This is a genomic window from Litorisediminivivens sp. KMU-197 (genome assembly GCF_056858395.1).
This window is the reverse complement of record NZ_JBXEQG010000012.1, coordinates 55562-68306: the sequence shown is the minus strand read 5'-3', so window position 1 is coordinate 68306 and position 12745 is coordinate 55562. Positions and strand designations below refer to the sequence as shown.

General features: G+C 65.8%; 14 protein-coding genes. 7 read left to right on the top strand and 7 right to left on the bottom strand.

The features are described 5' to 3' along the window. Positions 1-122 precede the first annotated feature (122 nt). The 6 genes from AC04PT_RS18105 (at position 123) to gph (ending at position 5479) form a co-directional block, all read left to right on the top strand. Complete coding sequence (locus AC04PT_RS18105; RefSeq protein ID WP_482875187.1) at positions 123-1568, top strand: aldehyde dehydrogenase family protein; 1446 nt, start codon at positions 123-125, stop codon at positions 1566-1568. Continuing rightward, positions 1561-2295 carry an SDR family NAD(P)-dependent oxidoreductase gene (locus AC04PT_RS18100; RefSeq protein ID WP_482875186.1) on the top strand — a complete coding sequence of 245 codons (735 nt, stop codon included), beginning with the start codon at positions 1561-1563 and terminating at the stop codon, positions 2293-2295. Before AC04PT_RS18105 ends, AC04PT_RS18100 begins: the two co-directional genes overlap by 8 nt. Positions 2296-2307: 12 nt before the next feature. After that, on the top strand, positions 2308-3048 hold the full coding sequence (locus tag AC04PT_RS18095) for an SDR family oxidoreductase (protein ID WP_482875185.1): 741 nt from the start codon (positions 2308-2310) through the stop codon (positions 3046-3048). Between the two features lie 28 nt (positions 3049-3076). Continuing rightward, positions 3077-4075 (top strand): P1 family peptidase, encoded by a 999-nt coding sequence (locus AC04PT_RS18090; RefSeq protein WP_482875184.1) that lies wholly within the window; start codon positions 3077-3079, stop codon positions 4073-4075. A gap of 85 nt (positions 4076-4160) precedes the next feature. Next, positions 4161-4838, top strand: coding sequence for a ribulose-phosphate 3-epimerase (gene rpe, locus AC04PT_RS18085; protein WP_482875183.1), 678 nt, complete (start codon positions 4161-4163; stop codon positions 4836-4838). After that, positions 4835-5479, top strand: coding sequence for a phosphoglycolate phosphatase (gene gph, locus AC04PT_RS18080; protein ID WP_482875182.1), 645 nt, complete (start codon positions 4835-4837; stop codon positions 5477-5479). The genes rpe and gph overlap by 4 nt, the downstream gene beginning before the upstream one ends. Positions 5480-5570: 91 nt before the next feature. On the opposite strand, the gene uvrC is transcribed toward gph, so the two are convergent. After that, positions 5571-7445, bottom strand: a complete 1875-nt coding sequence (uvrC, locus tag AC04PT_RS18075; protein WP_482875181.1) for an excinuclease ABC subunit UvrC — start codon at positions 7443-7445, stop codon at positions 5571-5573. A gap of 56 nt (positions 7446-7501) precedes the next feature. Between uvrC and AC04PT_RS18070 the strand changes: the two genes are divergently transcribed. After that, entirely contained in the window at positions 7502-7732 is a 231-nt protein-coding gene (locus AC04PT_RS18070) for a hypothetical protein (RefSeq protein ID WP_482875180.1), read from the top strand. Between the two features lie 416 nt (positions 7733-8148). On the opposite strand, the gene AC04PT_RS18065 is transcribed toward AC04PT_RS18070, so the two are convergent. The 6 genes from AC04PT_RS18065 to AC04PT_RS18040 form a co-directional block, all read right to left on the bottom strand. Next, a complete protein-coding gene (locus AC04PT_RS18065; RefSeq protein WP_482875179.1) occupies positions 8149-8925 on the bottom strand; it encodes an SDR family oxidoreductase in 777 nt (258 codons plus the stop codon). Positions 8926-8936: 11 nt separating this feature from the next. Beyond that, complete coding sequence (locus AC04PT_RS18060; RefSeq protein ID WP_482875178.1) at positions 8937-9887, bottom strand: calcium/sodium antiporter; 951 nt, start codon at positions 9885-9887, stop codon at positions 8937-8939. Next, the gene (locus AC04PT_RS18055) at positions 9884-10060 is read right to left on the bottom strand and encodes a hypothetical protein (protein WP_482875177.1); all 177 of its coding nucleotides are present in this window, start codon (positions 10058-10060) and stop codon (positions 9884-9886) included. The genes AC04PT_RS18060 and AC04PT_RS18055 overlap by 4 nt, the downstream gene beginning before the upstream one ends. A gap of 1 nt (position 10061) precedes the next feature. After that, complete coding sequence (locus AC04PT_RS18050) at positions 10062-10859, bottom strand: S49 family peptidase (RefSeq protein WP_482875176.1); 798 nt, start codon at positions 10857-10859, stop codon at positions 10062-10064. A gap of 150 nt (positions 10860-11009) precedes the next feature. Continuing rightward, a complete protein-coding gene (locus AC04PT_RS18045; protein ID WP_482875175.1) occupies positions 11010-11771 on the bottom strand; it encodes an ABC transporter permease in 762 nt (253 codons plus the stop codon). After that, positions 11768-12703, bottom strand: a complete 936-nt coding sequence (locus AC04PT_RS18040; protein WP_482875174.1) for an ABC transporter ATP-binding protein — start codon at positions 12701-12703, stop codon at positions 11768-11770. Before AC04PT_RS18040 ends, AC04PT_RS18045 begins: the two co-directional genes overlap by 4 nt. Positions 12704-12745: the final 42 nt, after the last annotated feature.

Genomic DNA, 12745 nt, shown 5'->3' with positions numbered 1-12745 from the left:
ATCCAGATGTCTTGACGCCCTCCGCGCAAGATCCCGTCCGAGGCGAAGACTGTCACGCAAGGTTATTCCGCGCTTGCAGTCGCGGCGAGGCTGGCGGATGGTATACCAAAAGGGAGGATGAGATGGCGGGACCCGACATGCGGTTCGATCCGTCGCTGATGCTGATCGGCGGGCAGTGGCAGGCCGCGTCCGGGGGCGAGACGCTGGCCCTGCTTGATCCGTCGGAGGGCACGGAACTGGCGCGGATTGCGCGCGGCGGTGCGGACAACATCGACGCCGCGGTCACCGCGGCGCAGGATGCGTTGCAGGGCGACTGGGGCCGGATGCCAGCGGCGGACCGCGGGCGTATCCTGACGCGGATCGGGGTTCTGGTGCGCGAGCGGCTGGACTGGCTGGCCGAGCTGGAGGCGCATGACGTCGGCAAGCCGCTGACGCAGGCGCGCAACGACGCGGTGGCGCTGGCGCGGTATTGCGAATTCTACGGCGGCGCGGCGGACAAGGTGCACGGTCAGACGATCCCCTATCTCGACGGCTACACGGTCTATACCCTGCGCGAGCCGCATGGCGTGACCGGGCATATCATCCCGTGGAACTACCCGATGCAGATCATCGGCCGGTCGGTCGGCGCGGCCTTGGCGATGGGCAATGCCTGCGTGCTGAAACCGGCGGAAGAGGCCTGCCTGACCGCGCTGGCCTTTGCCCATCTGGCCCAAGAGGCGGGACTGCCGGCCGGTGCCCTGAACGTGGTGCCAGGGCTTGGGGCCGAGGCCGGGGCGGCGCTGGCCGGCCACCCCGGCGTGCGGCATGTCAGCTTCACCGGATCGGTGGCGACCGGCAGCGCGGTGCAGGCGGCGGCGGCCGCGAACGTGGTGCCGGTGACGCTTGAGCTTGGCGGCAAGTCGCCGCAGGTGGTGTTTGCGGACGCCGATCTGGACGCGGCGCTGCCGTTCCTGATCAACGCCGGGATACAGAACGCCGGGCAGACCTGTTCGGCCTCGTCCCGGGTGCTGGTGGCACGAGAGGTCCATGCCGAGGTGCGCGACCGCATGGCCGAGCGCTATGCGGCGTTACGGGTCGGCCGGGCCATGGCCGATCTGGACGTGGGGCCGATGATCTCGGCCCGCCAGCAGGGGATCGTGCGGGGCTTTTTGGATCGGGCCGGCGACCTGACCATCGCGGCGCAGGCCGATACGCCCGACGGTCCGGGGTGCTATGCGCCGCCGACCCTGTTCGATGCGGTGCCGCCCGATCACCCGCTGGCGCGGCAGGAGATCTTCGGCCCTGTGCAGGCCATCATCCCCTTCGACAGCGAAGACGAGGCCGTCCGCATCGCCAACGGCACCGACTATGGCCTCGTGGCAGGTGTCTGGACCCGCGACGGCGCGCGGCAGATGCGGCTGGCGAAGGCGCTGCATTCGGGGCAGGTCTATATCAACAACTATGGCGCGGGCGGTGGGGTCGAGCTGCCGTTCGGCGGTGTCGGCAAGTCCGGCCACGGTCGCGAAAAGGGCTTCGAGGCGCTGTACGGGTTTTCAACGCTCAAAACGGTGGCGGCATATCATGGGTGACATCTTCACGGAACGGTTCAATGGGCGCAAGGCGGTGGTCACCGGGGGCGCCTCGGGCATCGGTGCAGCGGCCGCGCGGCGGCTGGCGGCAGAGGGCGCGACGGTCACCGTGTGGGACCTGAACGCGGCTGCGCCGGCAGAGGGCATTCGCGCCCGCCAGGTCGACGTCACCCGCGCCGAGGCTGTCTCGACCGCGATGCAGGCCGCCCGCGATGACATGGGCGGGCTGGATGTTCTGGTCTGCTCGGCGGGGATAACAGGGCCCAACCTGCCGGTCTGGGAGTACCCGGTCGAGGACTGGCAACGGGTCTTCGAACTGAACGTGCACGGGCTGTTTCACTGCAACCGGGAAGCCGCGCCGCTGATGCGGCAGGCGGGTCATGGCCGGATCGTCAATATCGCCTCCGTCGCAGGCAAGGAGGGCAACCCCAATGCCTCGGCCTACTCGGCATCCAAGGCGGCGGTGATCGGGCTGACCAAATCGCTGGGCAAGGAACTGGCCGATACTGCGGTGACGGTCAACTGCATCGCCCCGGCGGCGGTCGAAAGCCCGATCTTCGAGCAGATGACGCCCGAACACATCGCCTATATGAAATCGAAGATCCCGATGGGCCGCTTCGGCACCGTGGACGAGATCGCGGCCATGATCTGCTGGCTGGCCTCGGACGAAGCATCCTTCACCACCGGTGCCTGTTTCGACCAGTCCGGAGGCCGGGCGACCTATTGACGGAGGCAAGACATGAGACTTGAGGGCAAGACCGCCATCGTGACCGGCGCGGGGTCCGGCTTTGGCGCGGGGATCGCGCGAAAGTTCATCACCGAAGGCGCGCAGGTTATGCTGGCCGACATCAACGAGGACGCGGCGCGGCGGGTGGCCGGCGAATACGGCGGTCTCGGCCAACGGGTCGACGTCGCGGACGGCGCGAGCGTGCAGCACATGATCGACAAGGCGGTCGAGCTGATGGGCGGCGTCGACATCCTTGTGAACAACGCCGGCGTTACCCACTTGCCGGCGGCGATGGAGGAGGTCACCGAGGCCGATTTCGACCGGGTCTTCGCGGTCAACTGCAAGTCGGTCTACCTTGGCGCCCGCGCGGTGGTGCCGCTGATGAAGGCGAAGGGGGCGGGCTGCATCCTCAACATCGCCTCGACGGCCGGGGTGTCGCCGCGCCCGCGACTGAACTGGTACAATGCCTCCAAGGGCTGGATGAACACCGCGACCAAGGCGATGGCGGTGGAACTGGCCCCCGAGGGCATTCGCGTCAACGCCATCAACCCGGTTGCCGGGGATACGCCGCTTTTGGCGTCGTTCATGGGCGAGGACACGCCCGAGATGCGGGCGAAGTTCCTCGCGACCATTCCGCTGGGCCGGTTCTCGACCCCCGAAGATATCGCGGGCGCCGCCTGCTACCTCTGCTCGGACGAGGCCGGCATGGTCACAGGCGTCTGCATGGAAGTCGACGGAGGGCGCTGCATATGAGGCAACCGGCCCGACCGACGCGGCGTCCATGACCCCCGGCCCCCGCAACCTGATCACCGACGTCGCAGGACTGCGCGTCGGCAATGCCCGGGACGATGCCCTGAAATCCGGCTGCACGGTGCTGACGGCAGACACCCCCTTCGTGGCCTCCTGTGCGGTCATGGGCGGCGCGCCCGGCACCCGCGAGACCGATCTGCTAGCCCCCGACAAGACCGCCCCCGCGGTGGACGCGCTGGTGCTTTCGGGCGGGTCCGCCTTCGGGCTGGCGGCGGCGCAGGGCGTGATGGAGGCGCTTGCGGAGCAGGGCCGTGGCTTCGCCGTCGGACCGGCCCGGGTGCCGCTGGTGCCGGCGGCGATCCTGTTCGATCTGGTCAACGGTGGCGACAAGGACTGGACGGCGAACCCCTATCCCGCACTGGGCCGCAGGGCACTCGCCGACGCCGGAGAGGATTTCGCCCTGGGCTCTGAAGGCGCCGGCACCGGCGCCACCACCGCGATGCTCAAGGGCGGGCTGGGCTCCGCCAGCCTTGTGCTGCCGGGAGGGGTCACCGTCGGCGCGCTTGTCGCTGCCAACCCTGTGGGCCATGTCACCACGGCCGGAGAGCGTTACTTCTGGGCCGCGCCATTCGAGGTAAATGCCGAGTTCGGAGGCCATGGCCCCGACCCCGCGCCGACCCTCACCGACCTGCATGGTAGCCGCAAATCGGCGATGATTGCGGGTCAGAACACCACCATCGCCATCGTTGCCACCGATGCGCTGCTCACCAAGGCGCAGGCGCAGCGCATGGCCACTGCCGCGCATGACGGCATCGCCCGCGCCGTCGTTCCCGCTCACACGCCGATGGACGGCGATCTTGTCTTTGCCTGCACCACCGGCGCCGTCGCCCTGCAGACCGACCTTCAGCTGGCCGAGATCGGCCATGCCGCCGCGCTCTGCCTCAGCCGCGCCATCGCCCGCGCGGTTTATGAGGCCCGTCCCGCGCCGGGCGACCCGATGCCCTGCTGGTCGAAGGGGATGCCGGGCTGAAGCCCGGCCTACAGTTCACTGGACCTCGCGCCGCCCCCGGCTTATGAGGCGGACAAATTGCCCAGAGCCGCGCAAGGAGATGCCCATGCCGTTCGACCGTTCCGTGAAGATCGCGCCCTCGATCCTCTCCGCCGATTTCGCCAATTTTGGCGCCGAGATCCGCGCCATCGAGGATCAGGGCGCCGACTGGGTGCATGTCGACGTGATGGACGGGCATTTCGTGCCCAACCTGACCTTCGGCCCGCCAGCAGTCAAAGCCTTCCGGCCGCATGTGAAGACCTTCATGGACGTGCACCTGATGATCTCGCCGGTCGATGCCTACATCGACGCCTATGCCGAGGCCGGCGCCGACATGCTGACCGCTCATGTCGAGGCCGGCCCGCATATCCACCGCACCCTGCAGGCGATCAAGGGCGCCGGCATGCAGGCTGGCGTCGCGCTCAACCCCGGCACCCCGGCGGACGCGGTGCGCGAGGTGCTGGATCTCGCCGACATGGTCTGCGTGATGACCGTCAACCCCGGCTTCGGCGGGCAGAAGTTCATCGACATGACCGACAAGGTCCGCACCCTGCGCGAAATGATCGGCGACCGCGAGGTCCACATCCAGATCGACGGCGGCGTCGATCCCACCACCGCACCGATGGTCGTCGATGCCGGGGCCGACGTGCTGGTCGCGGGCTCGGCGGTGTTCCGCGGCGGGTCGGTCGACAAGCCGGAGGTCTACGGCCAGAACATGCGCGCGATCCGCGAGAGCCTGACATGAGCCTGACCATCGCCTTCGACCTCGACGGCACACTGCTGCACTCGGTCCCGCAGATCGCCGACGCGGTGAACGCGGCACTGGCTGAGCGCAGGATGGCGCCGCTGCCGCTGCCCACGGTGCAGGGCTTCGTCGGGCGCGGCCTGCCTGCGCTGGTGCGCCAGGTGATGTCGGAAAAGGGCTTGCCGGAAAGCGACTTCGACGATCTCCACGCCCGGATCATGACCCACTACGTCACCGTCGACACCCCGCCCGAGGCGCTCTATCCCGGCGTCCGCGTCGCGCTGGGCGTGCTGAAGGACCAGGGTCATACCCTGACGCTCTGCACCAACAAGCCACATGCCGCGACGCTGAAATGCCTCGAGGATACCGGCCTCGCGCTGTTCTTCGACACGGTGATCGGCGGCGACAGCCTGCCCACCCGCAAGCCCGACCCGGCGATGCTGCATGCCGCGCTCGACGGCGCCGAACAGGCGCTTTACGTCGGCGACAGCGAGACCGATGCCGAAACCGCCGAGGCCGCCGGCATCCCCTTCCTGCTGTTCACCGAAGGCTACCGCAAGTCCGCGCTCGAAGACCTGCCCCATGCGGCCAGCTTCCGCAGCTTCGCCGAGCTTCCCAGGTTGGTCGCGTCCCGCGCCTGATCTTCATCTTGCCCGCCAAACTCCGGGGGTTTGGGGGCAGCGCCCCCAACCAGACAAGCCTGCGCGCTGAAAGCGCCCATTATAAAGATCCTCACCCCGTCTCGTGGAAGAAGGCATAGATCTTCTCTGCCAGCGCCGCTGAGACCCCGTCCACAGCCTTCAGATCCGCAAGGTTCGCCCGGCTCACCGCCTTGGCCGAGCCGAAATGCGACAGCAGTGCCCGCTTGCGCGCCGCACCCACGCCCGGCACCTCGTCCAGCGGCGTGGCCCCCACCGCCTTGGACCGCTTGGCCCGGTGGGTGCCGATGGCGAACCGGTGCGCCTCGTCGCGCAGGCGCTGGATGAAATAGAGCACCGGGTCATTGCGGCGCAACGCCATCGGACGGGTGCCGACGCGGTGGAATTCCTCCTTGCCCTGATCGCGGTCGATGCCCTTGGCAACGCCCACCATAGGGATGTCCTCGACGCCGTGTTCGCGCATGATCTCGGCCACCGCCGAGACCTGCCCGGCGCCACCGTCGATCAGCAACAGGTCGGGCCACAGCCCCTTGTCGCGCTCCGGATCCTCCTTCAGCAGACGCTTGAAACGCCGGGTCAGCACCTCCTTCATCATGCCGAAATCATCGCCGGGCGTCAGGTCGTCGCCCTTGATGTTGAACTTGCGGTAGTGATTTTTCATGAAGCCGTCCGGGCCGGCCACGATCATCGCCCCCACTGCATGGGCACCCTGGATATGGCTGTTGTCGTAGACCTCGATGCGTTGTGGCGCGGCCTCCAGCCCGAAGGCCTCGGCCACGCCGCGCAGCAGTTTCGCCTGCGTCGCGGTCTCGGCCATCTTGCGGCCCAGGCTCTCGCGGGCATTGCGCACCGCCGATCCGATCAGCTCGGCCTTTTCGCCCCGCTGCGGCACCAGCAGCGTCACCTTGCGACCGGCCTTCTGCCCCAGGGCTTCGGCCATCAGGTCCTCGTCCTCGATGGCGTGCGACAGGATCAGTTGCTTCGGCGGCTCCTTGGTGTCGTAGAACTGGCCGATGAAGGCCTGCAGGACCTCCGCCGCCTCGACACCTTCGCCGACGCGGGGATAGAAATCGCGGTTGCCCCAGTTCTGCCCGGCGCGGATGAAGAACACCTGCACGCAGGCCTGCCCGTTCTCGAGGTGCAGCGCGATCAGGTCGGCCTCGTCCACCGTGCGCGGGTTGATCCCCTGCGTGGTCTGCACCTGCGTCAGCGCGCGGATGCGGTCGCGCAAGCTGGCGGCGCGCTCGAACTCCATCGCTTCCGAGGCGGCCTGCATCTCGGCGGCCAGCTTCTCCTGCACCTTGGTCGACCGGCCGGAGAGAAAGCGCTGCGCGTCGCGGACCGATTCCGCATAGGCTTCCGGCGTGACCTTGCCCACGCAGGGCGCGGAACAGCGCTTGATCTGGTGCAGCAGGCAGGGCCGGGTGCGGCTTTCGAACATCGGGTCCGAGCAGTTGCGCAGCTGGAACACCTTCTGCAACTGGTTCAGCGTTCGGTTCACCGCACCGGCGCTGGCGAACGGCCCGTAATAGGCCCCCTTCTCCTTTTTCGCGCCGCGATGCTTGCGGATCATTGGAAAGCCGTGATCGGTGACATGGATGTTGGGGAAGGATTTGTCGTCGCGCAGCAGCACGTTGTATTTCGGCTTGAGCTGCTTGATCAGGTTCTGCTCAAGCAGCAGCGCCTCGGTCTCGGTCCGCGTGGTGAGGAACATCATCGACGCAGTGTCGCGGATCATCCTTGCGATACGGGGGCTGTGGCCCGTCGGCCGGGCATAGCTGGAGACCCGCGCGCGCAGGTTCCGCGCCTTGCCGACGTAGAGCACTGCGTTCTTCGCATCCAGCATCCGGTAGACACCGGGCGAAGCGTCCAGCGTCTTCAGATGGGCGGCGATACAGGCCTGCCCGGTCAGCGGCGCGTCGGTTTCCGGTGGGGGGGTCTCGGTCATGGCGCCAATCTATGAGTCCCGTGTTGGCGCTGCAATGTCACCTGGAGGACGCATTCGTGAAGTCACCCATCGCAGCTGTGGATAACCGCGGGGATGAAAAATCGGGGGCTGGCAAGATTGGCCTGTCTTTCAGTGGCTTCTCCGACTTTCCCCGGTATTCGCGACGAATTTTCAACGCGTTGTTTCCACGGAGCATTTTCTTCGAAACGACCATTTCAGACAAAGGATTCGGTCGGCCGCGCATGGAGATTTTAGTGAAACTCAAGGCCTGTCGGGCCGGTGAGTAACTTTCTGACGCAACGGCATCTGCGCAAGCGCCGCCAATCGTTCGAAGCATGTTTAATGCGATCTGACGACGGTCTCCGCCGCAAGTGCTGAAATTGCAATTGCGAGAGTGCGAATCTCGCCGATTCTCGATTTTCTAGAGCCAACTCGTCAAATTCCGCAAGATAAAACAAATCCCCCGATCCTGTGGACAAGTTTGGGGGTTACTTCCGGACACGGCGAATTTCCCGTTAGTTTCAGGCGACTTGATTAATCTGCCTGTTTTTTAGGCGCTATAGTAAGCAATTGAATTTGCAAGATAGTTTTTTAAACATCTCGTAACTTTATGAATTCAAAGGTAAATCCTAACGCTGTGCTAACGGGTTCGTGATCGGTGCACAACTTTCCGAAGGTGCTTGGTAGCACACGTATGCAGCGCCTACTCGACCCCCTGCACGTCCGGGGTGCGCCAGCCCAGATGCTGGCCGCCGTCGACGCAGATCAACTGGCCGGTGACCGCCGGTGCATCCAGCAGATAGCCCAGCGCGGCGGTGATGTCCTCGGCATTGGCACCCCGGCCCAGCACTGTTCCGGCGCGTTGCCGCGCAAAGTGATCCTCGCTCTGGCGGGCCCCCCGCAGGGTCGGTCCGGGGCCGATTGCGTTTACCCGCACGTCCGGCGCCAATCCCTGAGCGGCGGTCTGGGTCAGTGTCCAGAGCCCCAGCTTGGCGATGGTATAGGTCGAGAACTCCGGCGTCAGCTTGCGCACCCGCTGGTCGATCATGTTGACCACCAGCGCCTGCGCGCGCGGCTCGCCGTTGGCATCCGTCGCCGCCTTGGGCACCTGCCCCGCCAGCGCCTGGGTCAGCACATAGGGGGCCCGCAGGTTGCTTTCCATATGCCGGTCCCAGCCCTCGCGGGTGGCGCTGTGAATGGTGTCGTAATCGAAGATCGAGGCGTTGTTGACCAGAGCCGTGATCGGGCCTCCCAGCGTCTCGGCAGCCTTGGGCAGAAGCGCCTGGACCTCATGCTCGTTCAGCAGATCGGCCTGCAGGGCCACGGCCCGGCGCCCCAGCCCGCGGATTTCGGCAACCACATCCTCGGCTGCCTCGGCAGAACTGGCGTAATGCACCGCGACGTCATACCCGCGCCCTGCCAGATAAAGCGCCATGGCGCGTCCCAAACGTTTGCCTGCTCCGGTCACCAATGCGCGCATGTTGTCCTCCGTCAGACGATCAGCATGGCTACATAGGCCACGTAGGCGGCGGTCAGCGCAATGCCCCAGCGCCGCGTCAGGTCCCAGCCCTTGAAGACGAAGGGCCACAGCAGCACGGACGCGCCCAGCATCACCCACAGGTCAAAGCGCAGGATCACCGGGTCCACCGGGATCGGCTGGACCAGCGCGGCGATGCCGATGATGGCCAGCAGGTTGAACATGTTCGACCCAATCACGTTGCCCAGCGCCACGTCCGCCTGCCTGCGGACCGCCGCCACCACGGTGGTGGCCAGTTCCGGCAGAGACGTGCCCACCGCCACCAGCGTCAGCCCGATCACCGTGTCCGACACCCCGTATCGCTGCGCGATCACCGTCGCATTGTCGACCAGCAGATCCGCGCCAAGCGGCAGGCCGACAAGACCCAGCGCAAGATAGACGCAGATCTTCCACCAGCGCATGTCGGGATCGGCGCCCTCGACATCCTCGTCCGCGGCGGCGGCCTTGGCCTCACGCCGATGGTGCAGGGCGGCGCGCAGCGCGGTCAGGAGCATGACGCCCAGCGCCAGCAGCAGGATCAGCGCCGACAGCCGCGTGAAGGTGCCGTAGAAGGCGAGACCGATGAACAAGACCGAGGCCACCAGCATCTGGACATAGGATTTCCGGGTGTCGATATGCGAGGTGTGCAGCACCGAGACCAGCGCCGGCACACCCAGCACCAGCAGGACATTGGCGGTGTTTGACCCCACCACGTTGCCCAGCGCCAGGCCCGGAACGCCCTCTTTCACGGCGGCAATGGCGATCAGCAGCTCCGGCGCCGATGTGCCGAAGCCGACGATGGTCAGGCTGACGATCAGCGCCGGGATCCCCACGCGCAGCGCCAGGTTCACCGCGCCGCGCACCAGCGCATCCCCGGCCAGCAACAGGATCACCAGCCCCAAACCACTCAACAGCCATGGCGTCATGAGCGCCGTCCCCGGTCATGTCCGCAGTCGCACGGCCCCTTGCCGATCCGGTAGCGGCCGCATTTCGGGCATTTGGCGTCTGTCAGGCGGGTGATCCACGGCATCCGCAACTTGCCGAACATGGCAAGCACGCCCATGCCGATCAGGAAAAGGGTGACGATCTTGATGATCACGTCACAGCCCGAAACGGGCAAAGGCCGCCCGTTCCTCCATCAGCCCCACGGCGTCCTCGGCCAGCGACAGGCCCATGCGCTGCGCGAACGAGCGCTTGGCGCCGTAGCGGCGGAATTTCACCTTGTCGCCGAAACGGTCCTTCATCACCTGATCCAGATGGCCGATGCCGTCGATCAGCCCGACCTCCTGGGCGCGCTCGCCCACCCAGAATTCGCCGGTGAAAAGGTCGGGATCGTCGGCCAGCTTGGCGCCGCGCCGCTCCTTGATCTGCGAAATGAAGTTCACATGCAACTGGTCCAGGATCCGGTTCAGCCGTGCCACGTCCTCGTCCTTCTCGGGCAGGAAAGGATCGAGGAAGCTTTTCGACTGGCCGGCGGTATGCACCCGCCGCTCGATCCCCTGACGGGCCAGAAAGACGTTGGCCCCGAAACTGGCCGAGATCACGCCGATGGACCCCACGATCGACGAATGATCGGCGTATATCTCGTCCGCGGCGCTGGCCAGCCAGTATCCGCCCGAGGCCGCCACATCCTCGACGAAGGCGAAGACCGGGATGTCCTTCTCGGTAGCCAGCCGCCGGATCCGCCCGGCGATCAGCGAGGATTGCACCGGCGAGCCGCCCGGAGAGTTGATCTCCAGCGCCACGGCATCGGGCTTGCCTCGCCGGAAAGCCTTGTCGACGATCGGTTTCAGACCGGTATCGGTCAGCGATGCCCGCCCGCTGGTGCCAATCGCACCCTGCAAACGGATCACGGCCACGGTGGGCCCGGATTTCAAAAAGGGAAGCCTGCGCATCATGCTGGCAGACATAGAACCCGGCCCCGTCCTAAACAAGCGCCGTCCGAAACTTCTTCGGTTCGGAAATATCCTCAGGGGGTCCGGGGGATGACATCCCCCGGCGCCTGCGTGGCGTGAACGCAAACCAACCTGCGCGCGCCAGCGCTCCGCTCACGAACGGATGCGCCACCCGGTGCGAAAGATCCACCAGACGATGGCAAGGCACAGCGCCGTGAACCCGGCAATCGCCAGAAGGCTGACCCCGATCGGCACGTCGGCCAGCCCGAAAAACGCCCAGCGGAAGCCTGAGATCAGGTACATCACCGGATTGAAATGCGAAATTGTCTGCCACACCGGTGGCAGCATCGAGATCGAGTAGAAGGCCCCGCCGAGAAACACCAGCGGCGTCACCACCAGAAGCGGGATCAGCTGCAACTGTTCGAAGTTCTTCGCCCATATGCCGATGATGAACCCGAACAGCGAAAACGAGACGCAGGTCAGGATCAGAAAGGCCAGCATTGCCAGCGGATGCGCGATCTGGAGGTCGACGAAAAACGCCGAGGTGCCGAGGATCACCAGCCCGATGAACAGCGACTTGGTCGCTGCCGCACCCACGAAGCCGGCGACAATCTCGAGGAAATTCACCGGCGCCGAGAGCAGTTCGTAGATCGTGCCGATGAATTTCGGGAAATAGATGCCGAAGGAGGCATTGGCCAGCGACTGCGTCATCACTGTCAGCATGATCAGCCCCGGCACGATGAAGGCGCCGTAGCTGACCCCTTCGACCTGGTCGATACGGCTGCCGATGGCGGTGCCGAAGACCACGAAATAGAGCGAGGTCGAGATTACCGGCGATATAAAGCTCTGCGCCAGCGTTCGGAAGAATCGCATCATTTCGATGCGGTAGATCGCCCACATGGCTCCGGTGTTCATGCCGCGGCCTCCCTGTCGGCCACGAGGCCCACGAAAATTTCTTCAAGGCTCGACTGGCTGGTCTGCAGGTCCCGCATCTGCAAGCCCGCGGCCGAAAGGTCCGAAAGCAGCTTGGTGATCCCTGTCCGCTCCGCCTGCCGGTCATAGGAATAGCGCAGCGCGCCGCCGCCCTGCACGATTTCCAGACCATAGGGCGCCAGCCCTTCCGGCAGGTCCGACACCGGGTCCTGCAATTCGATCTCCAGCGTCTTCTGCCCCATCCGCGCCATCAGGTCCGTCTTGTCCTCGACCAACAGCAACTCGCCCTTGGCGATCACCCCGACGCGGTCGGCGATGGCCTCGGCTTCCTCGATGTAATGGGTGGTCAGGATAATGGTGACGCCCGAGGCCTTCAGCCCCTCGACCACCTTCCACATGTCCTTGCGCAGTTCGACATCGACCCCGGCGGTAGGCTCGTCGAGAAACAGCACCTTCGGCTCGTGGCTGAGCGCCTTCGCAATCAGCACCCGCCGTTTCATGCCGCCCGACAGCTCCATGGTCTTGGAATTGCGCTTGTCCCAGAGCGACAGCTGCCGCAGCACCTTCTCGATATGCGCATCGTCCCGCTTGCAGCCGAACAGCCCGCGCGAGAAGCGGACCACGCTCAGAACGGTCTCGAAAGGCTCGAGGTGGATTTCCTGCGGCACCAGCCCGATCATCGATCGCGCGGCGCGGAACTCGCTTGAGATGTCATGCCCGCCCACGGACACGCTGCCGCCCGAGGGCGACACGATCCCGCAGACCGCCGAAATCAGCGTCGTCTTGCCCGCGCCGTTGGGCCCCAGCAGTGCGAGGATCTCGCCCTCTTCGATCTGCAGGGAAACCCCTTTGAGCGCCTCGAACCCGCCGTCATAGACCTTTTTCAGGTCGCGTATATCGACAATCGCCGTCATCGGCCCCTCCCGCATCGTAAAGGGTCAAACTAAACCGGTCCG

What these genes read in the sequence shown, in the direction of transcription:
- AC04PT_RS18065 (WP_482875179.1), bottom strand. Translation starts at nt 8,925, where the DNA reads ATGCGCGCATTGGTGACCGGAGCAGGCAAACGTTTGGGACGCGCCATG.
- AC04PT_RS18050 (WP_482875176.1), bottom strand. Translation starts at nt 10,859, where the DNA reads ATGATGCGCAGGCTTCCCTTTTTGAAATCCGGGCCCACCGTGGCCGTG.
- AC04PT_RS18105 (WP_482875187.1), top strand. Translation starts at nt 123, where the DNA reads ATGGCGGGACCCGACATGCGGTTCGATCCGTCGCTGATGCTGATCGGC.
- AC04PT_RS18090 (WP_482875184.1), top strand. Translation starts at nt 3,077, where the DNA reads ATGACCCCCGGCCCCCGCAACCTGATCACCGACGTCGCAGGACTGCGC.
- rpe (WP_482875183.1), top strand. Translation starts at nt 4,161, where the DNA reads ATGCCGTTCGACCGTTCCGTGAAGATCGCGCCCTCGATCCTCTCCGCC.
- uvrC (WP_482875181.1), bottom strand. Translation starts at nt 7,445, where the DNA reads ATGACCGAGACCCCCCCACCGGAAACCGACGCGCCGCTGACCGGGCAG.
- gph (WP_482875182.1), top strand. Translation starts at nt 4,835, where the DNA reads ATGAGCCTGACCATCGCCTTCGACCTCGACGGCACACTGCTGCACTCG.
- AC04PT_RS18095 (WP_482875185.1), top strand. Translation starts at nt 2,308, where the DNA reads ATGAGACTTGAGGGCAAGACCGCCATCGTGACCGGCGCGGGGTCCGGC.
- AC04PT_RS18040 (WP_482875174.1), bottom strand. Translation starts at nt 12,703, where the DNA reads ATGACGGCGATTGTCGATATACGCGACCTGAAAAAGGTCTATGACGGC.
- AC04PT_RS18060 (WP_482875178.1), bottom strand. Translation starts at nt 9,887, where the DNA reads ATGACGCCATGGCTGTTGAGTGGTTTGGGGCTGGTGATCCTGTTGCTG.
- AC04PT_RS18045 (WP_482875175.1), bottom strand. Translation starts at nt 11,771, where the DNA reads ATGAACACCGGAGCCATGTGGGCGATCTACCGCATCGAAATGATGCGA.
- AC04PT_RS18100 (WP_482875186.1), top strand. Translation starts at nt 1,561, where the DNA reads ATGGGTGACATCTTCACGGAACGGTTCAATGGGCGCAAGGCGGTGGTC.